This window comes from Pelomonas candidula (genome assembly GCF_043555985.1).
Classification (GTDB): domain Bacteria; phylum Pseudomonadota; class Gammaproteobacteria; order Burkholderiales; family Burkholderiaceae_C; genus Pelomonas; species Pelomonas candidula.
The window spans coordinates 217,406-242,464 of sequence record NZ_JBIGIC010000008.1 but is presented as its reverse complement, the minus strand read 5'-3'; the positions used below and the strand labels follow the sequence as shown (position 1 = coordinate 242,464).

Genomic DNA, 25,059 nt, shown 5'->3' with positions numbered 1-25,059 from the left:
TCATCCCACACTGCAAAGACCTCCATGCATCGCCTGATCCAACGCATCGCCCACATGCTGGCCCTGCTGATCGTGCTGACCGCCCTGCCGGCCCACGCCCACGACACCCTCAAGCTCGACGCCCCCAAGCCCAACCTCGCGCCCACGCCCCCCATGGGCTGGAACAGCTGGAACAAGTACGCCTGCAACGTCAGCGAAAAGCTGCTGCGCCAACAGGCCGACGCGATGGCCGCCTCCGGCATGAAGGACGCCGGCTACCAGTACATCGTCATCGACGACTGCTGGCAGAAGAGCCGCGACGCCGACGGCAACGTCCAGGCCGACCCCGAGCGCTTCCCCAGCGGCATCAAGGCACTGGCCGACTACGTGCACAGCAAGGGCCTGAAGTTCGGCCTCTACTCCGACGCGGGGTCCCTCACCTGCGGCGGCCGCCCGGGCAGCGCCGGCCATGAGTTCCAGGACGCGCGCCAGTACGCCAAATGGGGTGTGGACTACCTCAAGTACGACTGGTGCAACACCGGCACCCGCAATGCCGAGGCTGCCTACACCATCATGGCCAAGGCGCTGCGCGAGTCGGGCCGCGACATCGTGCTGTCCATCTGCGAGTGGGGCAACAACCAGCCCGAACGCTGGGCCGCGCCCATCGGCCATCTGTGGCGCACCACCGGCGACATCTACGACGCCTGGGAAGGCCAGAAGGACTGGTCGTCCGGCATGACCAACATCCTGGACCTGCAGGTCGAACGCTCGGCCGCCGCCGGCCCCAATGCCTGGAACGACCCCGACATGCTGGAAGTGGGCAATGGCGGCATGACGACGACCGAGTACGAGTCGCACTTCTCGTTGTGGGCCATGCTGGCTGCGCCGCTGATCGCGGGCAACGACCTGTCCAAGATGGATGCCGACACGCTGCGCATCCTGACCAACAAGGACGTCATCGCCGTCGACCAGGACCCGCTGGGCAAGCAGGGCACCCGCAAGCAGAAGGAAGGCGATCTGGAGATTTGGGTGCGCCCGCTGCAGGGTGGCGAGTTCGCGGCCGTGCTGTTCAACCGTGGCAAGACGCCGGCCGACATGAAGCTCAAGTGGGACCGCCTGGGCCTGCCCGAAGACCACAAGGCCGACGTCAAGGACCTGTGGAGCAAGAAGGTCACCAAGGGCGTCAGCGGCAGCTATGCCGGCAAGGTCGCGCCGCATGGCGTGATCATGGTGCGCGTCACGCCGCTGCGTTGAGCCAGTGGCGCAGCGATGAATCCCGGCCGCCGCCTTGCCCGCCATGGGCGCAGCGGCCCGAGATAAAGTGACCGCGCCCTTCCGCTTCGCCCACCTGTCTTGTCCGATTCGACGCCGAAGCCAGCCGAGGCTCCTCCGAAGATCCCGCGTCGCAGCAGCCTGCCGACCCTGGCCGACGTCGCGCGCGAGGCGGGCGTGTCCAAGATGGCGGCGTCGTCCGCGCTCAACGGCGGCCAGAATTCGGCCCGCGTGTCGGCCGAGACGCGTGAGCGCGTCATGGCCGCCGCCGAGCGGCTGCGCTACCGGCCGAACGCCAACGCTCGCGCGCTCACGTACCGGCGCACGAACGCGATCGGCTTCGTCACCACGCTGATGGGCAGGGAGCCGAATGCCTACTTCCTCGAAGTGTTTGGCGGCGTCATCGAAGGCGCGATGGCGACCGGCCAGACAACGGCCGTCTTCACGCTCGGCAGTTGGGATGAGGCCCCGACGCGGATTCCGGCCCTGTGCGACGGCCGCGTCGACGGCCTCGTCGTGCTGGCCCCGCGACTGGAAGACGATGGCGAGTCCTGGCTGCCGGAGCACACGCCCATGGTGTCGGTGCATGCCAGTGGCAACTGGCGCGCGGGGGGCGTGAACGTCGAGTCCGACGAGGAAGCCGGAGCCTACGACATGGTGCGCCAGATGTTCGCCCTGGGACACCGGCGCATCCTCCATGTCGGCGGGCCGGAGGGCTTTCCCGGTGCTGACCGCCGCATCGATGGCTACATGCGCGCCCACGCCGACGCCGGCGTTACGCCGCCCCGCGATCATGTGTTGCGCACGTCGTTCACTGCCGAAGGAGGTGCCCAGGCGATGCAGGCCTGGCTGCAGCGCCACCGGGGCCGGCCGTTGCCCGACGCGGTATTCGGCGGCAGCGACGCCATTGCCATCGGCTGCATGGAAGCGCTGGCCGTGCGTGGGCTGAACGTGCCTCGCGACATCTCCGTCGTGGGCTTTGACCATACGTTGCTGGCGCGCACGCTGCACATGGCGGCGGTTCGCCAGCCCTTGCACGAGATGGGCCGGCGAGCCGTCGACGTGTTGGTGCAGCTCATCGAGGCCTCTCGCCGGGATGAAGCCTACGTCGGGCCGTCCAACATCGTGTTGCTCCCCGAGACCGTCCCCGGCCGGACGCTCGCCGAACCACGACGCACCCCGCTGCTGATCGACTGAGGCCGAGGCCCGCGGGCCGCCGTCGCGCTAGGGTGTTCCCTGAGCTCGTGTGCAGCCGGTCAAACTATTATCCGGCATGTGGTCTGACCAAATTTATATTACCCGCATGATGTACCAGTAAATCATCCACCTGACTTGCAGATTTTCAACGATCTCCGCCGCGACAAGGTCGTTTCGGCCTGACCGGAACACTCCGCGCTTCTTCGATTCCAGTCGCATGTCCTCTAGCTTCGTTCGCCGCCGCACCGCTATCGCTCTGGCCGGGTGCGTCCTCGCCTCGGCCACCGCATGGATCGAATATTTGCAAAGCACACCTCCTTGACCATGAACCTCAACAAGACACTCCTCGCCTGCACGCTGGCCTTGGCTGCGCTCAACCCCGCCCTGGCCCAAAGCGCCGAGGGCCACCCTGACTGGCCGGGCCCCGGCCAGCTCTTCGCCGGCACCTGCTACCAGCCCGTGGACCGCAGCCTGGAACAGGTCAAGCGCGACGTCGCGTTGATGAAGCAGTCCGGCTTCAAGGTCGTGCGCATGGGCGACCTGTCCTGGGACTACTTCGAGCCCGCAGAGGGCAAGTTCGACTTCAAGCACTTCGACGCGGTGATGAACGAGATGCAGGCGGCCGGCATCAAGGTCATCCTCGACATCCCCGGCCTGCCCGCGCCGATGTGGCTGCACCACAAGTACCCGGGCGTGGACATCGTCAACCAGGCCGGCACCCGCCTGGCGCCGGCCGAGCGCTACATGGACAACATCGGCGACCCGGACTACCGGCGCCTGGCCATCCGCATGGCCGACACGCTGACCAAGCGCTACGCCAAGCACCCCGCGCTGCTGGCCGTGGGCTATGACAACGAGATCGGCAACGGCTTCATCTCCTACTCCGAGGCCGACCGCAAGCGCTTCGTCGAATGGCTGAAGAAGCGCTACGACAGCATCGAAGCGCTGAACAAGGCCTGGGCCACGCAGCGCTGGTCACGTCGCATCGGCACCTGGGACGAAGTGCGCCTGCCCTATGCCGACGGCCCCGGCCCGGCCGAGCGCTACCTGGACCTGCGGCGCTTCTGGTCCGACATCACCATCGGGACGCTGGACGACCTCGAAGCCGTGCGCCGCAAGAACACGCCCGACAAGCCGACGCTGTCCAACTACTGGGACTGGTCGGGCCGCAAGGGCTTCGACTTCCTGGGCAGCTACCGCCAGCACACCACCTACGGCGCCATGGGCTTTTATGCCGGCGACCCGGTCGGCGGCGGCTGGGAGGCAACGCTCATCAAGGGCGGCATGACGACGCCGACCTGGTTCAACGAGTTCGCCGCCGGCGGCGGTGGCTCCTACGGAGCCAAGGGCTGGTCGCGCATGTGGGCCCACTTCGTGCTGCTGCTGGGCGGCCAGGCCGCGATTGCCTGGACTTTCAACAGCCACCTCGGCGGCGAGGAACAGGCGCTGATGGGCCTGATCGACCACGACGACCGCCCGTCGTGGAAGCTCGGCGAGTGGGCCCGCATCGCCGGCGACTACGCCAAGCTGGAGAAGCTCGGCTTCCCACGCAAGGTCGAGCCGAAGGTGGCCATCGCCTACTCGTTCGAGAACACCGCCGCCTACAGCGCCCCCGGCCCGAGCAACACCTCGCGCCAGTACCTGAAGACGCCCTACCTCAAGCAGGCCCACGGCGCCTTCGAGCCGCTGCTCAAGGACAACATCGACGTCGCCATCATCAAGCTCTCCTACGAGGACCTGAGCCGCTACCGACTGATCATCCTGCCGGGCATGTACCTGCTGGACAAGGCCTCAACCGAGGCCGTGCGCAAGTTCGTCGCCGATGGCGGCACGGTCGTCATGACGGCCCAGTCGGCCAAGGTCAACGACAACAACCAGTGGCACAACACGCCGCTGCCAGGAGGCCTGACCGATGTCTTCGGTCTGCGCACCAACGAGTTCTACGACTGGACCGGCACGCTGAAGCTGGGCGACGAGGAGATCAAGAGCACGATCGCGCATGTCGAGGTGCTGGAGCCATCGACCGCTGAGGTCATGGCGCGCTTCACCAACCTCGACGGCAACCCGCCGGCGATCACGGTCAACCACTTTGGCAAGGGCCGGGCCATCTACGTCGCCACGCCGGCGCAGCCGCAGATCATGCGACCGCTGCTGCGCCAGCTCTACGCAGGCCTCGGCATCGAGCCGGGCCCGAAGACGCCCGACGGCGTGTTCGCCCGCGTTGTCGAGGGCCGCGTGCTGTACGTGAACACCACCTGGTCTCCCGTGGAGGTGCCCATCACCGGCGCGATGCAAGGCGTGCTCGGCGGCCAGCGCTGGGACGGCACGCTGCGTCTGGATGCTCTGGGCGTCGAGCTGCTGGAACCCCAGCGTTGAGGCCCTGCCCAGCGGGGACGAAGGTATGGGCGAACCGGGTGAAGTGACGGCGCGGCCGCCGGCTGTCGCGTCGCGGCTGGACATCGTGGACGCGCTGCGCGGCTCCGCGCTGCTCGGCATCCTGCTGCTGCACGCGGTGGAGCACTGGGACTTCATGCGCATGCCGCCGGACCGCCCGTCCTGGCTGGAGAAGCTGGACGGACAGACCGTCAGCTGGGCATTTTGGCTGCTGAGCGGCAAGGCGTACGCCATCTTTGCGCTGATGTTCGGCGTGAGCTTCTTCATCACGCTGGACAGCTGGCGCCGCAAGGGCGACGACGCCGCCGCGACCCGATTCATCTGGCGGATGGCGCTCCTGGCCTTGCTGGGCTATGTGCACGGCCTGATCTACAACGGCGACATCCTCGGCCCCATCGCCCTGCTCGGCGTGCCGCTGGTCCTGCTGGATCGGCTCCGCTCCCGCGGGCTGGCCGTCGTCGCCGTGCTGTTGCTGCTGCAGTTGCCGCAGTGGGCCGAGGTACTGCGCGTGCTGGCCCATCCCTCGTGGGAGCCCGGCATCCCGCGCCACTGGGCGATGTTCGGGCAGGCCGAGGAGGTGTTCGCCACCGGCAGCCTGGCCGACGTGCTGCGCCTGAACGCCTGGCAGGGTCAGATCGCCCGGTGGTGGTGGCTGTGGGAAAGCTGGCGCTGGCCACAGATGTTGGGCCTGTTCGCCTGCGGCCTGCTCCTGGGACGCAGCGGTGCGCTGCACGCCCCTGCCAGGCTGCGGCGGCTGGCCTGGTGGGCATTGATTGCCGGGCTGGCCGGTGTCGGGCTGGTCTGGCTGGCGCAGGTTGGCATCGGCACATTGGGGTTGCAGGGCCGGCGCGGGCAGGTCGTCAATGACCTCGCGGGGATGTACGGCAACCTGGCGCAGGCGGCGGTGTGGGCGGCCGGCTTCGCGCTGCTCTACCCGCGAGCGCGCCGCGTGCTGGGCGTGCTGGTGCCCTACGGGCGCATGAGCCTCACCTGCTACGTCACCCAGGCCCTGATCGGCGTGCCTTTCTTCTACGCCTTCGGGCTTGGCATGTACCGCCACGTCGGCCCGTTCGCGGCGCTGTTCTTCGCCCTCGCGGTGGTCGCCGTGCAATGCGCGCTGGCCCATGCCTGGCTGAAGCGCTTTGCCTACGGCCCGTTGGAATGGGGGTGGCGCGCCGCCACGCTGCGAACGCTGCAAATACCGATGCGACGCGTCGTACCCCGACCGGCATGAGCGGCTGCCCCCCTGGCTACCCATCTCACAACTGCCGTCAAAAGACACGCTTCTACAAACAACCCACGAGCACCGCCGCAACGGAGCCTGACCTGACCTGACCGATCCATGACGCAACGCAACTCCCTCTCCTTCCTGTGGTCCGCCGCCCTGGCACTGTCGGCCCTGATGGCGGGCTGCGCCGGCAACGGCCCTGCAGCGCCGGACAGCACGCCCACGGCGCGCGCCGCCGCCGGCCCGATGCGCGACATCACGGGCGCCGAGCTGGCCCGACGGATGTCGCCCGGCTGGAACCTGGGCAACTCGCTCGAAGCCACCGGCAGCGAAACCGCGTGGGGCAACGCGCCGACGACGCAGGCGCTGATGGACGCGGTCAAGGCCGCGGGCTTCAGGAGCGTGCGCATCCCCGTCGCCTGGGCGCAGTACGCCGACGCGCAGGACGACATCAGTCCGGCATGGATGGCGCGCGTCGAGGAGGTCGTGGGCTACGCCCGCAAGGCCGGCCTCATCGCCGTCATCAACATCCACTGGGACGGCGGGTGGCAGCAGCCCACCGCCGCCAGGCGCGACTTCGCCGACGCGAGGCTGAAGAAGTACTGGACCCAGATCGCCACCCGCTTCAAGGACTACGACGAGAACCTGCTGTTCGCCGGCACCAACGAGGTGATGGTCGACAACGACTGGGGCCGGCCCAAGCCGGAATACGTGCAGGTGCAGAACGGCTTCAACCAGCTGTTCGTCGACACCGTGCGCGCCACGGGCGGCAACAACGCCAGGCGGCATCTGCTGGTGCAGGCCTTCAACACCAACATCCAGTGGGCGCTGGACCATTTCGTGGTGCCGCGCGACACCGTGGCCGACCGGCTGATGCTGGAGGTGCACTACTACGACCCGTTCAACTTCACGCTCAACACCGACAACAGGATCTGGCAATGGGGCGCCAGGGCGACCGACCCGGCAGCCACGGAAACCTGGGCCAACGAGTCCCACGTCGACGCCGAGTTCCTGAAGATGAAGCAACGCTTCATCGACCACGGCATGCCGGTGGTGCTCGGCGAGTACGCGGCCAACCTGCGCACCGAGTTCGACCCCGCCGGCACCTACCGCAACGACTGGAACGTGGCGATCACGAAGACCGCGCGCAAGCACGGCCTGGTGCCGATGTACTGGGACAACGGCTACCCGGCCAACCACCAGTCGGGCCTGTTCGACCGCGCCACCGGCGCCCAGGCCCACCCGGATGCAATCAAGGCGATCGTCGAGGCGGCGCGGTGAACGTGCCCGGCCTCTCTCCATCAGCGACCGGCGAAGCGGATGACACCCCAAAGGGCCGTTCCGCTGGCCACCCACCTGCCCACTCAAGGCGCCCATCGCAGCACCACGCCAACAACTTCAAGCCATGAGCCACCGATCCCTCTTCCGCTGGACCCTCGCCCTGATGATCGCCGTCGTCGCCGGCGCGGCAGCTGCCGATGACATGCGCCAGCGCACCCGCATCGACGACGGCTGGCGCTTCGCGCTGGGCCATGCCACCGATCCCGCCAGGGACTTCGACCACGGCACGCGCGCCTTCTTCTTCGGCAAGGCCGGCTATGGCGACGGCCCGGCCGCGGCCGATTTCGAGGACCGCCCCTGGCGCCGCGTCGACCTGCCGCATGACTGGGCGGTGGAGCTGCCGTTCAGCGAAAGAGGCAGCTCCAACCATGGCTCCAAGGCAGTTGGCCGCGGCTTCCCCGAGAACAGCGTCGGCTGGTACCGGCGCGAGTTGAGCATCCCCGCATCGGGCAAGGGCCGGCGCTTCACGCTGGAGTTCGACGGCGTGTTCCGCGACAGCGTCGTCTGGGTCAACGGCCACTACCTGCACCACGAGGCCAGCGGCTATTCGGGCTTCCAGGTCGACATCACCGACTACCTGAACTTCGGCGGCCGCAACGTCGTCGCGGTGCGCGTGGACGCAACGACCCAGGAAGGCTGGTGGTACGAAGGTGCCGGCATCTACCGCCATGTCTGGCTGACGCAGACCGCACCGCTGCACGTGGTGCCGCTGGGCAGCTTCGTGCGCGCCAGCGTCAATGGCGACAGCGCCGACGTGACCGTGGACACGACCGTGCACAACGACGCCAACACCGGCGACAACTTCACGCTGGAGCATGAACTGCGCGATCCCGCGGGCCGCGTCGTTGCCCGCGCCGACGTGCCGGCCCGCACGGTGGGCGCCGACGCCGCCGTCGACGTGAGCGCGCAACTGCGCGTCACCGCGCCGCAGCTGTGGTCGCTGGAAACCCCGCAGCGCTACACGCTGACCACGCGCGTCAAGCGCGGCGACGAGGTCGTCGACAGCGTCGACACGCCCTTCGGCATCCGCACCATCCACTTCGACGCCAACCAGGGCTTCTTCCTCAACGGCCGCCACGTCAAGCTGCAGGGCGTCAACAACCATCAGGACCACGCCGGCATCGGCGTTGCGCTGCCCGACGGCATGCACGAGGCGCGACTGAGGATGCTCAAGGCCATGGGCGTCAACGCCATCCGTTCCTCCCACAACCCGGCCACGCCCGAGCTGCTGGAGGCCTGCGACCGGCTCGGCATCCTCGTGCTCGACGAGCACCGCATGATGGGCACGGCGCCACAGATCCGCGACGAACTGGAGCGCATGGTGCGAAGCGGTCGCAACCACCCGTCCATCGTCCTGTGGTCGGTCGGCAACGAGGAATGGGCCATCGAGAACAGCGAGATCGGCACGCGGCTCACGCAGCAGATGCAGGCCATCGTGCGCCGCCTGGACCCGACCCGGCCCGTCACCCAGGCTGCCTCCAGCTCGGGCTACGCGGAAGGCACCTCTGTCGGCTCCGAGGTCATCGGCCTGAACTACAAGGGCCAGCACAAGGTCGACGAACTGCACAAGCACTTCCCCGACCGGCCCATGGTCATCACCGAGGAAGGCGCGACCCACGCGACGCGTGGCGTCTACGTCACCGATTCGGACCGCGTTCACGTCGCCGCCTACGACAGCAACACCGGCCCGTCCTACACCTCCTCCATCGAGGAAGGCTGGCGCTTCAACGCCGAGCGCCCTTTCCTGGCCGGCATGTTTGTCTGGACCGGCTTCGACTATCGCGGAGAAACCACGCCCTTCGGCTGGCCGGCCATCTCGTCGCAGTTCGGCATGCTGGACACCACCGGCGCCATGAAGGACAGCGGCTACTACCTCAAGGCCGCCTGGACCACTGAACCCATGGTGCACCTGCTGCCGCACTGGAACTGGCCCGGCCGCGAAGGCCAGCCCGTCGACGTGCGTGTCTATGCCAACACCGACGAAGTCGAGCTGCTGCTCAACGGCCGCTCGCTGGGACGCAAGGCGCTGCAACGCTACGGCCACCTGCAGTGGAGCGTGCCCTACGCACCGGGCAGCCTGACCGCGCGCGGCTACAAGGCCGGCAAGCTCGTCACCCAGGAAACGGTCTCCACCACCGGCGACGGCAAGGCCGTGCGGCTGAGCGTGGACCGCGCCAAGCTGCGCGCCGGTGGCGACGACGTGGCCGTCGTGACGGTCAACGTCGTCGACCGCGAAGGCCGCGTCGTGCCGACGGCCAGCAACCGCATCGCCTTCGAGACCACCGGCCCGGTGCGCCTCATCGGCATGGGCAACGGCGACCCTGGCTCGCATGAGGCCGACAAGCCCGCCGAGCTGCACCGTTATGCCGCCGCCACGGGCTGGCGCCATCATGCCCTCGCCCGCCCCGAGGACGCCGCCCCCCTGCTGGCCGACGCCGGCAGCGCCGGCTGGCGAGACCCGTTCGCGTGGGTGCCGATGGACCGGCAGCCCGCCGACGGCGCCTGGAACCTGGTGACGGCCACGCTCGACCGCCAGGTGCCGGCCGGCCAGCGCCTGGTGCTGCTGCTCGGCGAGGCGGCGCCGGGCGTGCGCTACTTCCTGGACGGCCGCCCCATCACGCCTCGCGCGGAGGCCGGCATGGCGGCCGTGGACCTCGAGCCGTCAGACGTACCCGGCCAGCTGGCCGTGGCGTTCCCGACACCGGCCGGCGGCACGCGGGCGCTGTTCGACGCTGCGCAGTCCGGTCGCCGCTGGGCCACGCTGCGCAGCACCACACCGGCCGCGCCCTGGCAGCGCAGCGTGTTCAACGGGCAGGCGCAGGTGATCCTGCAGTCCACCGGCGAGACCGGCCGCGCGACGTTGCACGCCCGCGGCGATGGACTGGCGGCGGCCGAAGCGGTGATCGACGTGACACCGAACTGATGTCGACCATCGCCCGAGCCAACCCATGATCTCCACCCTCTTGAAAACCGGATCAGCACCTCTCATGAAGCCTCCCCGCCTGCTCCCCCTGGTCGCGCTTGCCTGCAGCCTGCTGGCCGGCATCGCATCGGCCGCCGAGCCCCAGGCCAGCGACGAGCAACGCTCCGCGACCAAGACCGCCAACGCCGACCCGACGCTGGCCCCCGACCTGCTGCTGCCCGCCAAGGACATGGCCTGGTGGCGCGACGCCAAGTTCGGCGTCTTCGTGCACTGGGGCCTGTATGCCATCCCGGCCAAGGGCGAGTGGCACATGTTCAACGACAAGGTGCCGGCCGCCGAATACGCCAAGCTGGCCCAGCAATTCAACCCGCAGCACTACGACCCCGATGCCTGGGCCCAGCTCGCCGCCGACGGCGGCGCCCGCTACATGGTGCTGACGACCCGCCATCACGACGGCTTCTCGCTCTTTGCGAGCAAGGCGAGCTGGGGCCAGTTCGACGCGCCGCACTCGGCCGCCAAGCGCGACCTCGTCGCCCCCTGGGTGGAAGCGGTGCGCCGCCACGGCCTGCGCGTGGGCCTCTACTACTCGCCACTGGACTGGCGCTTCCCGGCCTACTTCCACCCCAGGGAGATGCCCGAGAACGCCCGCGAGTTCAAGCAGCAGACCTACGGCCAGATCCAGGAGCTGATGAGCCAGTACGGCCGCATCGACGTGCTCTGGTACGACGGCGGCTGGCTGGCCCACCAGGGCAGCGACGCCGACGCCGCCTGGTTCTGGGAGCCCGACCGCCTCAACCGCATCGTGCGCAAGCTGCAGCCGCAGGTCGTCATCAACCCGCGCTCGGGCTGGCAGGGCGACTTCGACACCGAGGAAGGCGATGCGCCCATCCGCGGCCCCATCCGGGCGCGGCCCTGGGAGAAGACCTTCTCCATCAACGGCGCCTGGGGCTATGTGCCCGAGAACAACGTGAAGAGCACCGACGAGGTGGTGAAGGCGCTGGTCAACGCCGTCGTGCGCAACGGCAACCTGCTGGTCAACCTCGGCCCCGATGCCGACGGCGTCGTGCCCCCCAGGCAGAGCGAGACGCTGCGCGGCGTAGGCCGCTGGCTGCAGCGCTACGGACAGGCTGTCTACGACACGCGGCCGGGGCCGCTGCAGCCGGTGGACGGCGTCTACGGCATGACGCAGCACGGCGACAAGCGCTTCCTCTTCGTGCTGAGCTGGCCCGAGGCCGGCCTGGCGCTGCCCGCGCTGCCCGGGCGGGTGACGGGCGTGCGCAACCTCTCTGGCGCCGATGTGGCCTGGCGCGATGGGCCGCAAGGGCTGACCCTCTCGGTGCCCGCCGAGCAGCGCGGCGAGCCGGTCACGGTGCTGGAGATCAGCACCGCCGCACCGCAGTAGAGGGCGCGTCCCGGCAGGCGGGCGCCGCGCGGGCCGCACTCGTCGCGGGCGGCGCTGGCTCGTCGCCTGGGACGCTGGCTTGTCGCATCGCGCGAGCCTCGGCGGGCTCGGCCGGACAGACTGCAGTCATCCCCACCACGAAAGGATGAATCCATGGACTACCGAGCCCTTCTCGCCGTACCGCTGGCCGCCCTGGCCCTGAGCGCCAGCGGCGCTGAAAAACTGCGCCAGCCGGAAGGCTGGATGTCCCAGGCCTCCTACGCCTGGCCGCAAGGCCTGACGCACGAGGCCGGCGTGGCCCCCGAGACCGAAGGCAGCGGGCAACGTGCGCTGACGGTCAGGGCGCTCGGCAAGCGCCAGCCCCACGAGATCGGCAGCATCAGCCAGTACGTCTTCGGCTATGCGGGCCGGCGCATCCGCCTGACGGCCCAGGTGAAGACCGCCGGCGTGGACGGCTGGGCAGGCCTGGTCGTCAGCCAGGGCTACACGCCCCTGCCCTACCTGCCGTTCGCGACCACGCCTGCCCCGACGCCGCCGCTGGGCACTGCCGGCTGCCCGGACTGGTGCGAGGTGAGCGTGGTGGCCGACATCCCGGCCGGAGCCGACAACGAGGCCCCCGGCGTTGCCAACGTGGGGCTGGCGCTCATCGGCAACGGCCAGGCGTGGGCCCGCAGCCTGCGTGTGGAGGCAGTAGGCCGCGACGTGCCGCTGACCACCGAGGTCTTCGCCGCCAAGGCCACCGAGGCGGCGCGAGCCATGGTCCAGCAGGGACAGCAGATGCGGGCGGCGCAGAAGACGACGCCGAAGAACCTCGCGCTGCGCTGAACTCCCTGCCCCCCTACACATACACGCACAAGCCCCAAGGACCCATGACATGAACTTCCGCTCCCTTCTGATCGTCCCGCTTGCCGCGCTCGTGCTGAGCGCCGGTGCCACCGGCCTGCCGATGCCCGATGGCTGGATGACCGCCCGCTACGCCACGCTGCTCAACGTCCCGACCGGCGGGTACAGCGGTGACGGCTATGAGATCGGCATCGACACCTCCATCTCCGGCGGTCTGCCCAGCCTGACCATCCGCTCCATCGCGCCGCTGAAGAAGGACCTGCCGGCCGTCGGCCACGCCTACCAGACCGTCACCGGCTACGCCGGCCAGCGCGTGCGCTTCAGCGGCCAGGTGCGCGCCGAAGCCGCCAGCGCGTGGGCCGGCCTGTACCTGGGCCTGGGAGAGAACGACGTGCTCATGCCGGTGACGATGGGCCAGGCCGGTGTCGAAAAGAAGCTGCCCGCGGGCGCGGCGGTGCCTGCCGCCGACGGCGTCTGGCGCGAGGTGAGCGTGGTGATGGACGTGCCGGCCGACGCGCCCTTTCTGACGCTGGGCGCCGCCCAGGTAGGTGAAGGCCAGGTCTGGGTGCGCGACCTGAAGTTCGAGGTGGTGGGCCCGGAAGTGCCGCCCACCACGGCCACCGTCGGCATCGACTGGGCGCAGGCACGCCGCTTCCACGCCCAGGCCCGCGAGAACATTGCCAGGATCTCGCCCCAGCCGCTGCGCAACGCCGCGCTGGACTGAGACGGAGCGCGCCGTGACCGCCAAGATGCCCGCGCCGCAGCATGCAGCCGTGCGCCCGCCACTGCGGCGTGCATTGGTGCCCGCCTTGCTGTTCTGGGCCGCCTGGGCGGTGTTGAGCTGGCAATGGCCGCATGCCCGCTGGGTGCAGGTGTCGGCTCACCTGTGGCTGGCCTACAGCACGGGCTGGCTGGCACTGCCTTCGCGCTGGTGGGGCCTGGCCGTGCCGCTGGCGTGCGCCGCCGGCGCGCTGCTCGGGGCAGGGTTCTCGCCCGACGTGACACTGGCCTCCTGGCTGCCGCCGCAGGGACCGGCCGCGGTGCTGCGCGCGGCATTGCCCGCCTTCGCCTTCGCCCTGCTCATGCACCTGCCGCTGCGCTGGTGGCGCTGGCGCGACGAACAGGCCGTGGCCCTGCGCCTGGCCCAGGCCGAACATACCGCGGCCATGGCCGAGCTGTCGCGCCAGGTCAGCCTGACCGAGCTCAAGGCGCTGCAGGCCCAGGTGGAACCGCACTTCCTGTTCAACGCGCTGGCCAGCCTGCAACAGCTCATCCGCAGCCAGCCGGCCACGGCCGAGCGCTTCCTCGGCGAACTGCACGACTACCTGCGCCTGGCCCTGCCGTCGCTGCGCGAGCCGCTGAGCACGGCAAGCCGCGAGTTCGAACTGGCCCGCGCCTACCTCACCGTGATGGCCACCCGCCTGGGCTCGCGCCTGCACTTCAACCTGCACGCGCCGCCCGACTGCGTCGATCACCCGCTACCGCCGCTGATGCTGCTGACCCTGGTCGAGAACGCGGTGCGCCATGGCATCGAACCCAAGCCGCAAGGCGGATGCATCGAACTGGAGGCGCGGCGCGACGGCGAGCGTTTCGTGCTCGAAGTGCGGGACGACGGCGTCGGGCTGCAGGCCGAGTCCACGCCGCCCCGGCCCGGCCAGGGCCTGGGCCTGGCCAATGTGCGCGACCGCCTGGCCGGCCTCTACGGCCAGGCGGCGCGGCTGGGCGTTCAGCAGCGCGCCGGTGGCGGCGTGTGCGCGCGCATCGAGCTGCCCTGGAGCCCCGCGCAGACCTCATGAAAAACCCCACCGCCCTGCTGATCGAGGACGAAGCCCTGCCGCGCGAGCGCCTGCGCGAGGGCCTGGCCGAGCTATGGCCGCAACTGCAGGTGCTGGCCGAAGCGGAAGACGGCGAGCGCGGCCTGGCCCTGGTGCTGGAACTGCGGCCCGACATCGTCTTTGTCGACATCCGCCTGCCCGGCCTGGACGGGCTTCAGCTGGCGCGGCGCATCAAGGGCCTGTGCCACGTCGTCTTCGTCACGGCCTACGACGCGCACGCCATCACCGCCTTCGACCAGGGCGCCGTGGACTACCTGCTCAAGCCGCTGGCGACCGAGCGCCTGCGCGAGACGGTGCAACGCCTGCAGCAGCGCCTGCAATTGCCCCCGGCCGAGCTCACGCGCTGGTTGCAGCAGTGGGCGCCGCCCGAGGTACAACCGGCAACGGCCATACCCGCGGCGCCGCTGCGCTGGCTGCAGGCCTCGCAGGGAGACCGGCTGCACCTGGTCATGGTGGCCGACGTGAGCCACTTCCGCAGCGACAACAAGTACACCTGCGCCATCACCGCGGAGGGCGAGTTCCTGCTGCGGCTGTCGCTGCGCGAGCTGCTCACGCAGCTGGACCCTGAGCAGTTCTGGCAGATCCATCGGGCGGTGGTCGTCAACCTGGCGCAGATCGCCCGCGTCGAGCGCCATCTGGGCGGCATGGACGTGCTGCTGAAGGACGGCCGCACCCGACTGCAGGTCAGCCAGAGCTTCCAGTCACGCTTCAAGCCGATGTAGTGACACAGATGGCTGGGTAAAAGCAATGACTTGATCCTCGAGAAGCTGTATCGACTTTCCTCACCTATCAGCGGGACAGGACACTGGCTAGGCCGCCAGTCCGAGCCGGAACACCTGAACGGCCTGCACCAAGCTGTGAGCCTGGCCCTGCAGGCTGGAGGCCGCCGCCGCGATCTCTTCCACCATCGCAGCGTTCCGCTGCGTGGAGCCTTCGATCTGCGGCACCGCCGCCGACACCTGCGGCACATCCTTGGCCTGCTCCGTGCAGGCCAGGCTGATGTCGCCCACCAGCGAGCTGACGCGGCCGATGGCGGCCACCACCTCGTTCATCGTCGTGCCGGCGTTGTTGACGAGGGAGGTGCCCGCCTAGACCTGCTCCACACTGGCCGCGATGAGCTGCTTGATCTCGCGCGCTGAGTCGGCGCTGCGGGACGCCAGCAGGCGCATCTCGCACGCCACGACGGCAAAGCCGCGGCGCTGCTCACCGGCACGCGCCGCCTCGACTGCGGCGTTCAGCGCCAGGATGTTGGTCTGGAAGGCGATGACGTCAATGACGCCGATGATGTTGGAGATGCGCCGCGAACTGCCGTGGATGGCGGTCATGGTCTTCACCACGTCGGCCACCACCGCCCCGCCAGGCCGGGGTCGGCATCGAACTTCCCCAACAGCCCCTTCTCGTTAGAGACCTTGCGCGGCGTGTCGGTTGGCTTGAGCTGCTTGATGGCTGTATCGGTGAGGGCCATGGGTTGCTCCATCGGACCCTGGAGGAAAGTACCCCCAGCACGGCAGGGCCGTACCCCCAAAATTACCCCCAGGAACTGCGGGCTGTCAACGAACGTCGACGGACACCAGGAAACAAAAAAGCCCGTCTCCACTGGGGAAAACGGGCTTTCAGGGTTCCTGGCGAGACGTCTTGGGACGCTCTAGAACGTGTACTTGGCGGAGTCGGAGGGATTCGAACCCTCGATGCAGGTTTTGCCCACATACTCCCTTAGCAGGGGAGCACCTTCGGCCACTCGGTCACGACTCCAGCACAGCCGCGCATTCTATACCAGCGCGGAGCACCTCAGGTAAAGAATCAGGCGGCAGCCGCTTCCTGGTCCAGATCGAAGGCCTTGTGCAGCGCGCGCACGGCCAGTTCCATGTACTTCTCGTCGATGACGACGCTGGTCTTGATCTCGCTGGTGGAGATCATCTGGATGTTGATGCCCTCTTCCGACAGCGAGCGGAACATCTTGCTGGCCACGCCGACGTGCGAGCGCATGCCGATGCCGACGATGGAGACCTTGCAGATCTTCGGGTCGCCAACCACCTTGGCTGCGTTGGTGGCCGGGCCGACGGTGTTCTGCAGCAGGTCCATCGTGCGCGCATAGTCGTTGCGGTGCACTGTGAACGAGAAGTCCGTCTTGCCGTCGTGGGAGACGTTCTGGATGATGACGTCGATGTCGATGTTGGCCTCGGCCACGGGGCCCAGGATCTGGAAGGCGATGCCGGGCTTGTCGGGCACGCCCAGCAGCGTCACCTTGGCCTCGTCGCGGTTGAAGGCAATGCCCGAAACGACGGCTTGTTCCATGTTTACGTCCTCTTCAAAACTGATCAGGGTGCCGGACTTGGCTTCTTCGTTGATGTCGATGTCCCAGGGCGTGAAGCTGGACAGCACGCGCAGCGGCACCTTGTACTTGCCGGCGAATTCCACCGAGCGGATCTGCAGGATCTTGGAACCGAGCGACGCCATCTCCAGCATCTCTTCGAAGCTGATGGTGTGCAGGCGACGCGCCTCGGGGACGATGCGCGGGTCGGTCGTGTAGACGCCGTCCACATCGGTGTAGATCAGGCACTCGTCGGCCTTCATGGCGGCGGCGATAGCCACGGCCGAGGTGTCGGAACCGCCGCGACCCAGCGTCGTGATGTTGTCGTTGGCGTCGATGCCCTGGAAGCCTGCGATGACGACGACCTTGCCCGCGGCCAGGTCGGCGCGCACGCGCTTGTCGTCAATGCTCTCGATGCGGGCCTTGGTGTAGGACGAGTCCGTCGACACCGGCACCTGCCAGCCGGTATAGCTGACGGCCTGCACGCCTTCGGCCTGCAGCGCGATGGCCAGGAGGCCGACCGAGACCTGCTCGCCGGTGGACGCGATCATGTCGAGTTCGCGGTTGACTTCGGCCGTCACGCTGGAAGGCGACAGTTCCTTGGCCAGTCCGAGCAGGCGGTTGGTTTCGCCGCTCATGGCCGAGGGCACGACCACCATCTGGTGGCCGGCACGCACCCATTTGGCGACGCGCTTGGCGACGTTGCGGATGCGATCGGTGGACCCCATCGAGGTGCCGCCGTACTTGTGGACGATCAGAGCCATGTGTTTGAGCGAAGGCTGAAGGTGAGATTGCCGGGACGGCGCACTCGCAAACCCCCGATTTTATGCGGCCGATTTGGTTCCGCCTTCGCGCTGAGGCAAGTCGGAGTCGTCCAGCCAGTGGACAGCCAGCCGCATCTCATCTTGATCGGCGAAGGCACGTGCATCCATGCCCAGGCCGGCGACGGCAACGAGGTGCCCCTCCACATCGAACAACAGCGGCCCGCCACGGCGCCATGGCGGCAGGCCGACCTGCTGGCAGGCCTTCTTCAGGCTGCGCGGTGTGGAAGCAGGCGCGTGCTGGAACTGCTCTGCACCGGCTCGCGATTGCTGCGTCAGGCGGGCAAGGCGCGCAGGAGCGATGCCAGTCGATGCCGGCTCGACAAGCCAGGCGCCGCCCCAGCCCGGCTGGGGATGCAGCCCCGGACGGCTGAGATCGACGGTTGAAGGCAGCGGCGCCACCGCGGACTCGGCGGCCCAGTACAAACCATCGCGGTAGGCGTGCAGTTGGCCGCCAGGCGCGGGCCAGGACAGCGTCGTGCCAGCTCGCCATTCCGTCAACAGGCGTTCGATGAGACTGGCGGGTGCAGCCGTGCATGGCGCCAGCCAGGCACGCAGCGCGTTGCTGGCACGGGCCGATGACAGTTGAACCAAGGCCGCGAGATCGAGGCGTCGCGGCGTGGACAACCTAGCCAGGTCCTCTTGCGCAACTTCCGCGGCCAGCGCCTGCGCCTGTTGAGCCCAACGCGCGGCCTGCGCCAATCCGGCCTCAGCGGACGGAAAGGCCGGCCAGAGCGACTGCCGCAATCGGTTGCGGGCGTAACGCACATCGGCATTGCTCGGGTCTTCGATCCAGTGCAGGCCTTCACGTTCGGCATAGGCACGGATCGCGCCGCGCGGTTGGTCCAGCCAGGGTCGCGCCCAGCACAGGCCATCGCGCCACTGCGAGCGCGGCATGCCGGCCAGTCCTGCCGTTCCGGCGCCGCGCATGGCCTGCAAAAGGAAGGTCTCGGCCTGGTCTTGCCGGTGATGGGCCAACAAAAGCAGGTCGGCGCCGGCTGCGACGGCCATGTCGTGCAGCGCCCGATGCCGCCCCTCACGGGCCCATGCTTCGACGCTGTCTCCACGCCCCGGAGACCCGCTCAGCCGAGTGCAGGCGAAATCGGCGCCTAACTCGCGCGCCACACCCTCGCAGTGCGCCGCCCAGTCATCCGCCTGCGGCTGCAATCCGTGGTGCACGTGGAGCGCAAGCACGCGCGCACCCGAGCGGGTGGCGACGTGCAGCAGCGCGGTGGAGTCGATGCCGCCGCTGAAGGCGACCGCGACGAGGTCTGACTCAGCGATTCTTGGTGTCGCTGAAGCGGCCATAGGCCTGGACGCGCTCGTAGCGACGGTCCAGCAGCTCGCGGGTCTTCAGGTCGCTGACCTGGCGCAGCGCATCGCTGAGTGCACGCTTCAGGTTGGACGCCATCTGTTTGCCGTCGCGGTGGGCGCCGCCGACGGGCTCGCTGACGATCTTGTCGATCAGACCCATGGCCTTCAGGCGGTGGGCCGTGATGCCCAAAGCCTCGGCCGCGTCGGACGCGCGCTCGCTGCTCTTCCACAGGATGGACGCACAGCCTTCCGGCGAGATGACGGAGTAGGCCGAGAACTGCAGCATCAGCACCTGGTCGGCCACACCGATGGCCAAAGCACCGCCGGAGCCGCCTTCGCCGATGACGGTGGCGATGATGGGTACTTCCAGCTGCGCCATCTCGAGGATGTTGCGACCGATGGCTTCGGACTGGCCGCGCTCCTCGGCACCGATGCCGGGGTAGGCGCCCATGGTGTCGATGAAGGTGAACACCGGCAGGCCGAACTTCTCGGCGAGCTTCATCAGGCGCAGCGCCTTGCGATAGCCCTCAGGGCGCGGCATGCCGAAGTTGCGCAGCGTGCGTTCCTTGGCATCGGCACCGCGCTGGTGGCCGATGACCATGCAGGCCTGGCCGTTGAAGCGCGCAAGGCCACCGACGATGGCCGCGTCGTCCGCGAAATGGCGGTCGCCGTGCAGCTCCTGGAACTCGGTGAAGACTTCCGAGCAGTAGTCCAGCGTCTGCGGGCGCTGCGGGTGGCGGGCCACCTGATAGACCTGCCAAGGCGCCACGCTCGCGTAGACCTCCTTGGTCAGCTGTTGGCTCTTCTTGGAGAGGCGGTCGATCTCTTCCGAGATGTCAACGGCCGACTCGCTCTGCACGTAGCGCAGCTCTTCGATCTTGGTCTCGAGTTCGGCAATGGGCTGCTCGAATTCCAGAAAGTGTTTCTTGCTCATCAGTAGTCCACAGGTAGCGGATCGAGGCTGCGCCAAATGTACCAAACCGCCACCGAGCGGTAGGGCGCCCAGGCGTCACCGACCTCGCGCGCCTCGGCGCGGGAGACGGGCTCGCCGGAAAAGTAGTTGAGACTGATGCCCTTCAACAGGCCGACGTCGTCCAGCGGCATGACGTTGGGGCGCATCAGATGAAAGATCAGGAACATCTCGGCCGTCCAGCGGCCGATGCCACGGATAGCAACCAGTTCCTCGATGATGGCTTCGTCGTCCATCTGCGCCCACTGGCGCACGTGGACGCTGCCGGCATCGAAGTGCTCGGCCAGGTCGCGCAGGTATTCGACCTTGCGCGCCGACAGGCCGGCTGCGCGCTGAGCCTCGACATCGAGGGCGAGCACGGCCGACGGCTGGAACTTGGGCATCAGGTCGACCCAGCGGTTCCAGACCGACTGCGCGGCCTTGACCGAGATCTGCTGCCCGACCACCGAACGGGCCAGCGTTGCGAACGGGTCGCCACGGCTTTGCAGCCGCGCTTCGCCGAACTGCGGGATGAGCTTGCGCAGCACCCGGTCGCGCTTGACCAGATGCTTGCAGGCGTCGTCCCAGTAGTCGGGCGTGACCTCGACGGGCATCTTGGAGGCCATCAGCTCTTGACCCAGGTCGTTCCGCCCGCGCCATCCTTCAGCGTGATGCCCTTGGCCGACAGCTCGGCGCGGATCGCGTCGGCGCCAGCAAAGTCCTTGGCTGCCTTGGCCGCGGCACGCGCGGCGATGCGTTCCTCGATCCAGGCCGCATCACCGCCGCCCGAGCCGCCCTGCAGGTAGGCACGCGGCTCCTGCTGCAGCACGCCCAGCACGCCGGCCAGCGCCTTCAGCAGGCCGGCACGTTGCGGGGAGCGGTCACGGTTGACCTCGTTGACGAGGTCGAACAGCACGGCGATGGCGCCGGGCGTGCCGAAGTCCTCGTCCATCGCGGCTTTGAAGGCTGCAGCACTGGGCTCGGTCCAGTCGATGGTGACGTCAGCAGGCGGCACGGCGTCCAGCGCCGTGTAGAGCCGCGTCAGCGCGGTGCGCGCGTCTTCGAGATGCGAGTCGCTGAAGTTGAACGGCCGGCGGTAGTGCGTGCGCAGCATGAAGAAGCGCAGCGTCTCGCCGTCGAACTTCTGCAGCACGTCGCGGATGGTGAAGAAGTTGCCCAGGCTCTTGGACATCTTCTCGCCATCGACGTTCAGGAAGCCGTTGTGCAGCCAGTAGGTCGCGAACGGATAGCCGGCACCCTCGCTCTGCGCGATCTCGTTCTCGTGGTGCGGGAACTGCAGGTCGGCGCCGCCGCCGTGGATGTCGAAGGCTTCGCCCAGCAGCGCGCAGCTCATGGCCGAGCACTCGATATGCCAGCCCGGGCGGCCTTCGCCGAAGGGCGCGGCCCACTTGGCATCGGCGGGCTCCTCGGCCTTGGCGGCCTTCCACAGCACGAAGTCCAGCGGATCGAGCTTGCCGTCGTCGACCGCCACGCGTTCGCCGGCCCGCAGGTCGTCCAGGCTCTTGCCGCTGAGCTTGCCGTAACCGGGGAACTTGCGGACGGCGTAGTTCACGTCGCCGCCCTCGGCACGGTAGGCCAGGCCGCGCTCTTCCAAGCGCTCGATCAGCGACAGCATCTGCGGCACGTACTCGGTCGCGCGCGGCTCATGGTCGGGGCGCAGCAGGCCCACGGCGGCGAAGTCCTCGTGCATCGCAGCCGTCATCTCTTCGGTCAGCTGGCGGATCGTGATGCCGCGCTCGACGGCGCGCTTGATGATCTTGTCGTCGATGTCCGTCACGTTGCGCACATAGGTGACGGCATAGCCGCTGGCGCGCAGCCAGCGGTAGATGACGTCGAACGCCATGTTCATGCGCAGATGCCCCATGTGGCACAGGTCGTAGACCGTGATGCCGCACACGTACATGCGCACCTGGCCGGGCACGAGCGGCTTGAAGTCTTCGAGGGTGCGGCTGAGGGAGCTGTGGACGCGCAGGGACATGAGGGACGGGACAGGAGGCAAAGCCCTCCACCAACAAGAAGCCCCGCACAGGGGCCGGCCAGGCGGGGCTCATAGAATGAATTCAGTATACCGGCCGACCTTTGTTGCCGTCCTTCCTGCCGCCCCCCGCGTCAACCCTCATGCGTCTGCCCCTCACCACCCTCGCACTGCTGGCCGCGCTGGCCTCGGCGCCAGCCCGCGCCGACGACCTGGCCAACGCCCAGCGACTCTGGCTTGCCGGCCAGAAGACCCAGGCCATCGAGCAGGTCGAACAAGCCCTCGCCCGCACGCCGGACGACCTGCAACTGCGTTTCGCCCAAGGCGTCATGCGCATGGAGCTGGGCGACCGCGCCAAGGCGCTGGAGATCTTCACGCGGCTGACGCAGGACTTCCCCGACCTGGCCGATCCCTACAACAACCTTGCGGTGCTTCACGCAGCTGCGGGGGAGCTGGACGAAGCCCAGGCCGCACTGGAGCAGGCGCTGCGCCTGCAGCCGGAGCACGCCCAGGCGCAGGAGAATCTGGGCGACGTGCTGATGCGGCTTGCACTGCGCGCCTACCAGCGGGCGCAGAAGCTGTCGCTCGCCCCCAGCGACGCGCTGGCCGGCAAGATCAACAGCACGCTGGCGCTGACCGCCTCCCTCAACAAGCCACGCTGACCCCATGACCAAGACCGCCCTGTTCCTCGCCGCACTGCTCGCGGCCGCCGGCGCCTCGGCACAGACCGTGAAGCTGCAGACCACGGAAGGCGACATCCGCATCGAGCTCAACGCCGAGAAGGCGCCCAAGACGGTTGCGAACTTCCTGCAGTACGTGAAGGCCGGCCACTACAACGGCGTCATCTTCCACCGCGTCATCGGCAGCTTCATGATCCAGACCGGCGGCTACGACGCCAAGCTGAACCAGCGCCCGACCAAGGCACCGATCCCGCTGGAGTCCGACAACGGGTTGTCCAACGTGCGCGGCACCATCGCGATGGCCCGCACCGGCGATCCGAACTCGGCCACGTCGCAGTTCTTCATCAACGTCGTCGACAACGGCTTCAGCCTGGATGCCATGCCCGGCCGCATCGGCACTGGCTACGCCGTCTTCGGCCAGGTCGTCGAGGGCATGGATGTCGTCGACAAGATCCGCGCCGTCGATACCCGTGCGGTGGGCGTCTTTGAGAATCTCCCCATCAAACCCATCTTCATCACCAAGGCCGTCATCGAGCCGGTAAAAAAATGAGCCAAGTCAAACTCACCACCAACCACGGCGACATCCTCATCGAGCTGGACGCCGAGAAGGCGCCGCTGTCCGTCGCCAACTTCCTCAGCTACGTCCGCAGCGGCCACTACAACGGTACGGTGTTCCACCGCGTCATCAAGGGCTTCATGATCCAGGGCGGCGGCTTCGAGCCCGGCATGAAGCAAAAGCCCACCGAGGCGCCGATCCAGAACGAGGCCAACAACGGCCTGAAGAACGCCCACTACACGCTGGCGATGGCGCGCACCAACGCGCCGCACTCGGCCACGGCGCAGTTCTTCATCAACACGACGAACAACGGCTTCCTGGACTTCAAGTCCGAGAGCCCGTCGGGCTGGGGATATGCCGTGTTCGGCAAGGTCGTCGAGGGCCAGGACGTCGTCGACAAGATCGAAAAGTCCAAGACCGCCGGCCGCGGAGGCCATGGCGACGTGCCTGTCGAGGACGTCGTCATCGAGAAGGCCGTCGAGGTTTGATCCACACGCTGACGGCCCCGGTGCAGTGGCGGCAGGTCGACCTGCTGTCTGACCTTCACCTAGGGCCCGATACGCCGGGCACCTTCGCCCGGCTTCAAACGCACCTGGCCGAGACACCGGCCGATGCGGTGCTGCTGCTAGGCGACATCTTCGAAGTCTGGGTCGGTGACGATGCTCGCCACCAGCCCTTCGAAGCCGCCTGCGTCGCCATGCTGAAACAGGCCAGCCAGCGGCTGAGCCTGTTCTTCATGCACGGCAATCGCGACTTCCTGGTCGGCACCGACATGCTGGCCGACTGCGGCATGACCGCCCTGCCCGACCCGACGCTGCTCTGCGCCTTCGGGGAACGCTGGCTGCTTGTGCACGGCGATGCGCAGTGCCTGTCCGACACGGCCTACCAACTCTTCCGCAACCAGGTTCGCGCTCCCCAGTGGCAGGCCGAGCTGCTGGCCCAGCCGCTGGCAGCCCGCCAGGCCCTTGCATGCCAGATGCGCGAAGGCAGCCGTGCGGCGCAAGCCGCCCAGCTGCAGGCCAGCGATCTCGACGCCGATGTCTGTCGCGCCCTGATGGACGAAGCCGGTGCGAAGACGATGATCCATGGTCACACACACCGGCCCGGCGAGCATGACCTTGGCGATGGCATGAAGCGCATCGTGCTGTCCGACTGGGATCTGGACGCGACACCGCCACGCGGCGACGTGATCCGCCTGTCGGACGCCGGCCTGCAACGCCTGCCACTGTGATCCTCAAGGCCATCAGAAACTGGCGCGAGCAACGCGCCCTCGAGCGCCACGCCATCCCCGATGCGCTGTGGCAGTTGACGCTGCTGCGCTACCCCTTCCTGGCCCAGCGCAACGCGGATGACCTCACGGAGCTGCGCCGCCTGTGCAGCCTGTTCCTGTCGACCAAGGAGTTCCATGGCGTCGACGGCTTCGAGGTCACCAACGAGGTGGCCGTCGCCGTCGCCGCGCAAGCCTGCCTGCCGGTGTTGCGGCTGGGGCTGAGCTGGTATGACGGCTTCGTCGGCATCGTCATGCACGCGAGCGAAGTGGTCGCCAAGCGGCGCTTCGAGGACGAGGACGGCGTCGTCCACGAGTACGACGAGGAACTGGCCGGCGAGGCCATGGAAGGCGGGCCGCTGATGCTGGCCTGGAAAGCCGTCGCCGTCAGCGACGACCCGGCCGAGTTCGGCGCGGACGCGGTCTACAACGTCGTCATCCACGAGTTCGCCCACGTCATCGACATGCGCGACGGCCTGGCCGACGGCGTGCCGCCGCTGGACGCGGCCGAGCGCGAGCGCTGGATCGCCGTCATCGACGCCGAGTGGGAGAAGTTCTGCGAACGCGTCGACGCCGGCGAGGACACGCTGATCGACCCTTACGGCGCCGAGGCCGTCGAGGAGTTCTTCGCCGTGGCCGTCGAGGCATTCTTCGTCGCCCCGACCGCGATGCGCGCCGAGGAGCCAGCGATGTACGAACTGCTGGCCGGTTTCTTCAGACAAAGCCCGGCGGGCTGACAAAAAAAGGGACG

Annotated in this window: 22 protein-coding genes, 1 tRNA gene and 1 pseudogene; 16 read left to right on the top strand and 8 right to left on the bottom strand. The window is 68.2% G+C overall.

Features of this window, described 5'->3' with window-relative positions:
- The first annotated feature begins 24 nt into the window (after positions 1 to 24).
- From ACG04R_RS17400 to ACG04R_RS17350, 11 genes are all read left to right on the top strand, one after another.
- Positions 25 to 1,233, top strand: a complete 1,209-nt coding sequence (locus ACG04R_RS17400; RefSeq protein WP_394413414.1) for a glycoside hydrolase family 27 protein — start codon at positions 25 to 27, stop codon at positions 1,231 to 1,233.
- Between the two features lie 99 nt (positions 1,234 to 1,332).
- Positions 1,333 to 2,448, top strand: a complete 1,116-nt coding sequence (locus ACG04R_RS17395) for a LacI family DNA-binding transcriptional regulator (protein WP_394413411.1) — start codon at positions 1,333 to 1,335, stop codon at positions 2,446 to 2,448.
- A 324-nt stretch (positions 2,449 to 2,772) separates the two neighbouring features.
- Positions 2,773 to 4,824 carry a beta-galactosidase gene (locus tag ACG04R_RS17390; RefSeq protein WP_394413408.1) on the top strand — a complete coding sequence of 684 codons (2,052 nt, stop codon included), beginning with the start codon at positions 2,773 to 2,775 and terminating at the stop codon, positions 4,822 to 4,824.
- 25 nt (positions 4,825 to 4,849) lie between these two features.
- Positions 4,850 to 6,076 carry a DUF418 domain-containing protein gene (locus tag ACG04R_RS17385; RefSeq protein WP_394413405.1) on the top strand — a complete coding sequence of 409 codons (1,227 nt, stop codon included), beginning with the start codon at positions 4,850 to 4,852 and terminating at the stop codon, positions 6,074 to 6,076.
- A gap of 108 nt (positions 6,077 to 6,184) precedes the next feature.
- The gene (locus ACG04R_RS17380; RefSeq protein ID WP_394413402.1) at positions 6,185 to 7,351 is read left to right on the top strand and encodes a glycoside hydrolase family 5 protein; all 1,167 of its coding nucleotides are present in this window, start codon (positions 6,185 to 6,187) and stop codon (positions 7,349 to 7,351) included.
- Positions 7,352 to 7,475: 124 nt separating this feature from the next.
- Positions 7,476 to 10,334 (top strand): beta-galactosidase GalA, encoded by a 2,859-nt coding sequence (gene galA / locus ACG04R_RS17375; protein WP_394413399.1) that lies wholly within the window; start codon positions 7,476 to 7,478, stop codon positions 10,332 to 10,334.
- A 64-nt stretch (positions 10,335 to 10,398) separates the two neighbouring features.
- Complete coding sequence (locus tag ACG04R_RS17370) at positions 10,399 to 11,736, top strand: alpha-L-fucosidase (RefSeq protein ID WP_394413395.1); 1,338 nt, start codon at positions 10,399 to 10,401, stop codon at positions 11,734 to 11,736.
- Between the two features lie 153 nt (positions 11,737 to 11,889).
- Positions 11,890 to 12,561, top strand: coding sequence for a hypothetical protein (locus ACG04R_RS17365; RefSeq protein ID WP_394413391.1), 672 nt, complete (start codon positions 11,890 to 11,892; stop codon positions 12,559 to 12,561).
- 49 nt (positions 12,562 to 12,610) lie between these two features.
- Positions 12,611 to 13,303 carry a hypothetical protein gene (locus ACG04R_RS17360; protein ID WP_394413388.1) on the top strand — a complete coding sequence of 231 codons (693 nt, stop codon included), beginning with the start codon at positions 12,611 to 12,613 and terminating at the stop codon, positions 13,301 to 13,303.
- A 13-nt stretch (positions 13,304 to 13,316) separates the two neighbouring features.
- Positions 13,317 to 14,375 carry a sensor histidine kinase gene (locus ACG04R_RS17355; RefSeq protein WP_394413385.1) on the top strand — a complete coding sequence of 353 codons (1,059 nt, stop codon included), beginning with the start codon at positions 13,317 to 13,319 and terminating at the stop codon, positions 14,373 to 14,375.
- Entirely contained in the window at positions 14,372 to 15,136 is a 765-nt protein-coding gene (locus ACG04R_RS17350; protein ID WP_394413382.1) for a LytR/AlgR family response regulator transcription factor, read from the top strand. The genes ACG04R_RS17355 and ACG04R_RS17350 overlap by 4 nt, the downstream gene beginning before the upstream one ends.
- An 87-nt stretch (positions 15,137 to 15,223) precedes the next feature.
- Here ACG04R_RS17350 and ACG04R_RS17345 read toward each other — a convergent pair.
- The 8 genes and pseudogenes from ACG04R_RS17345 to cysS form a co-directional block, all read right to left on the bottom strand.
- Positions 15,224 to 15,772 (bottom strand): annotated as a pseudogene (locus ACG04R_RS17345) (methyl-accepting chemotaxis protein); the annotation flags it as partial.
- On the bottom strand, positions 15,745 to 15,879 hold the full coding sequence (locus ACG04R_RS17340; RefSeq protein ID WP_394413380.1) for a hypothetical protein: 135 nt from the start codon (positions 15,877 to 15,879) through the stop codon (positions 15,745 to 15,747). The pseudogene ACG04R_RS17345 and the gene ACG04R_RS17340, both read right to left, overlap by 28 nt.
- A gap of 194 nt (positions 15,880 to 16,073) precedes the next feature.
- Positions 16,074 to 16,166, bottom strand: a tRNA-Ser gene (locus ACG04R_RS17335).
- A 48-nt stretch (positions 16,167 to 16,214) separates the two neighbouring features.
- Positions 16,215 to 17,489, bottom strand: coding sequence for an aspartate kinase (locus ACG04R_RS17330; RefSeq protein WP_394413378.1), 1,275 nt, complete (start codon positions 17,487 to 17,489; stop codon positions 16,215 to 16,217).
- 60 nt (positions 17,490 to 17,549) lie between these two features.
- The gene (gene tilS / locus ACG04R_RS17325) at positions 17,550 to 18,854 is read right to left on the bottom strand and encodes a tRNA lysidine(34) synthetase TilS (RefSeq protein ID WP_394413375.1); all 1,305 of its coding nucleotides are present in this window, start codon (positions 18,852 to 18,854) and stop codon (positions 17,550 to 17,552) included.
- On the bottom strand, positions 18,823 to 19,794 hold the full coding sequence (locus ACG04R_RS17320; protein ID WP_394413372.1) for an acetyl-CoA carboxylase carboxyltransferase subunit alpha: 972 nt from the start codon (positions 19,792 to 19,794) through the stop codon (positions 18,823 to 18,825). The genes tilS and ACG04R_RS17320 overlap by 32 nt, the downstream gene beginning before the upstream one ends.
- Positions 19,794 to 20,435, bottom strand: a complete 642-nt coding sequence (locus tag ACG04R_RS17315) for a DNA-3-methyladenine glycosylase family protein (protein WP_394413369.1) — start codon at positions 20,433 to 20,435, stop codon at positions 19,794 to 19,796. Before ACG04R_RS17315 ends, ACG04R_RS17320 begins: the two co-directional genes overlap by 1 nt.
- A complete protein-coding gene (gene cysS, locus ACG04R_RS17310) occupies positions 20,435 to 21,808 on the bottom strand; it encodes a cysteine--tRNA ligase (RefSeq protein WP_394413366.1) in 1,374 nt (457 codons plus the stop codon). The genes ACG04R_RS17315 and cysS overlap by 1 nt, the downstream gene beginning before the upstream one ends.
- Positions 21,809 to 21,948: 140 nt before the next feature.
- Here cysS and ACG04R_RS17305 point away from each other — a divergent pair, with 140 nt between their 5' ends.
- From ACG04R_RS17305 to ACG04R_RS17285, 5 genes are read left to right on the top strand one after another with little or no spacing between them, the layout of a single operon-like run.
- On the top strand, positions 21,949 to 22,467 hold the full coding sequence (locus tag ACG04R_RS17305) for a tetratricopeptide repeat protein (protein ID WP_394413363.1): 519 nt from the start codon (positions 21,949 to 21,951) through the stop codon (positions 22,465 to 22,467).
- A 4-nt stretch (positions 22,468 to 22,471) separates the two neighbouring features.
- Complete coding sequence (locus ACG04R_RS17300) at positions 22,472 to 23,035, top strand: peptidylprolyl isomerase (RefSeq protein ID WP_394413359.1); 564 nt, start codon at positions 22,472 to 22,474, stop codon at positions 23,033 to 23,035.
- Complete coding sequence (locus ACG04R_RS17295; RefSeq protein ID WP_394413356.1) at positions 23,032 to 23,529, top strand: peptidylprolyl isomerase; 498 nt, start codon at positions 23,032 to 23,034, stop codon at positions 23,527 to 23,529. Before ACG04R_RS17300 ends, ACG04R_RS17295 begins: the two co-directional genes overlap by 4 nt.
- On the top strand, positions 23,526 to 24,272 hold the full coding sequence (locus ACG04R_RS17290) for a UDP-2,3-diacylglucosamine diphosphatase (RefSeq protein ID WP_394413353.1): 747 nt from the start codon (positions 23,526 to 23,528) through the stop codon (positions 24,270 to 24,272). The genes ACG04R_RS17295 and ACG04R_RS17290 overlap by 4 nt, the downstream gene beginning before the upstream one ends.
- Complete coding sequence (locus tag ACG04R_RS17285; RefSeq protein ID WP_394413567.1) at positions 24,272 to 25,045, top strand: M90 family metallopeptidase; 774 nt, start codon at positions 24,272 to 24,274, stop codon at positions 25,043 to 25,045. Before ACG04R_RS17290 ends, ACG04R_RS17285 begins: the two co-directional genes overlap by 1 nt.
- Positions 25,046 to 25,059: the final 14 nt, after the last annotated feature.

Coding starts and splice junctions, on each gene's coding strand:
- ACG04R_RS17350 (WP_394413382.1), top strand. CDS start 14,372: ATGAAAAACCCCACCGCCCTGCTGATCGAGGACGAAGCCCTGCCGCGC.
- ACG04R_RS17295 (WP_394413356.1), top strand. CDS start 23,032: ATGAGCCAAGTCAAACTCACCACCAACCACGGCGACATCCTCATCGAG.
- ACG04R_RS17390 (WP_394413408.1), top strand. CDS start 2,773: ATGAACCTCAACAAGACACTCCTCGCCTGCACGCTGGCCTTGGCTGCG.
- ACG04R_RS17340 (WP_394413380.1), bottom strand. CDS start 15,879: ATGGCCCTCACCGATACAGCCATCAAGCAGCTCAAGCCAACCGACACG.
- galA (WP_394413399.1), top strand. CDS start 7,476: ATGAGCCACCGATCCCTCTTCCGCTGGACCCTCGCCCTGATGATCGCC.
- ACG04R_RS17380 (WP_394413402.1), top strand. CDS start 6,185: ATGACGCAACGCAACTCCCTCTCCTTCCTGTGGTCCGCCGCCCTGGCA.
- ACG04R_RS17370 (WP_394413395.1), top strand. CDS start 10,399: ATGAAGCCTCCCCGCCTGCTCCCCCTGGTCGCGCTTGCCTGCAGCCTG.
- ACG04R_RS17300 (WP_394413359.1), top strand. CDS start 22,472: ATGACCAAGACCGCCCTGTTCCTCGCCGCACTGCTCGCGGCCGCCGGC.
- ACG04R_RS17385 (WP_394413405.1), top strand. CDS start 4,850: ATGGGCGAACCGGGTGAAGTGACGGCGCGGCCGCCGGCTGTCGCGTCG.
- ACG04R_RS17330 (WP_394413378.1), bottom strand. CDS start 17,489: ATGGCTCTGATCGTCCACAAGTACGGCGGCACCTCGATGGGGTCCACC.
- ACG04R_RS17365 (WP_394413391.1), top strand. CDS start 11,890: ATGGACTACCGAGCCCTTCTCGCCGTACCGCTGGCCGCCCTGGCCCTG.
- ACG04R_RS17305 (WP_394413363.1), top strand. CDS start 21,949: ATGCGTCTGCCCCTCACCACCCTCGCACTGCTGGCCGCGCTGGCCTCG.
- ACG04R_RS17400 (WP_394413414.1), top strand. CDS start 25: ATGCATCGCCTGATCCAACGCATCGCCCACATGCTGGCCCTGCTGATC.
- ACG04R_RS17360 (WP_394413388.1), top strand. CDS start 12,611: ATGAACTTCCGCTCCCTTCTGATCGTCCCGCTTGCCGCGCTCGTGCTG.
- ACG04R_RS17315 (WP_394413369.1), bottom strand. CDS start 20,435: ATGGCCTCCAAGATGCCCGTCGAGGTCACGCCCGACTACTGGGACGAC.
- cysS (WP_394413366.1), bottom strand. CDS start 21,808: ATGTCCCTGCGCGTCCACAGCTCCCTCAGCCGCACCCTCGAAGACTTC.
- tilS (WP_394413375.1), bottom strand. CDS start 18,854: ATGGCCGCTTCAGCGACACCAAGAATCGCTGAGTCAGACCTCGTCGCG.
- ACG04R_RS17320 (WP_394413372.1), bottom strand. CDS start 19,794: ATGAGCAAGAAACACTTTCTGGAATTCGAGCAGCCCATTGCCGAACTC.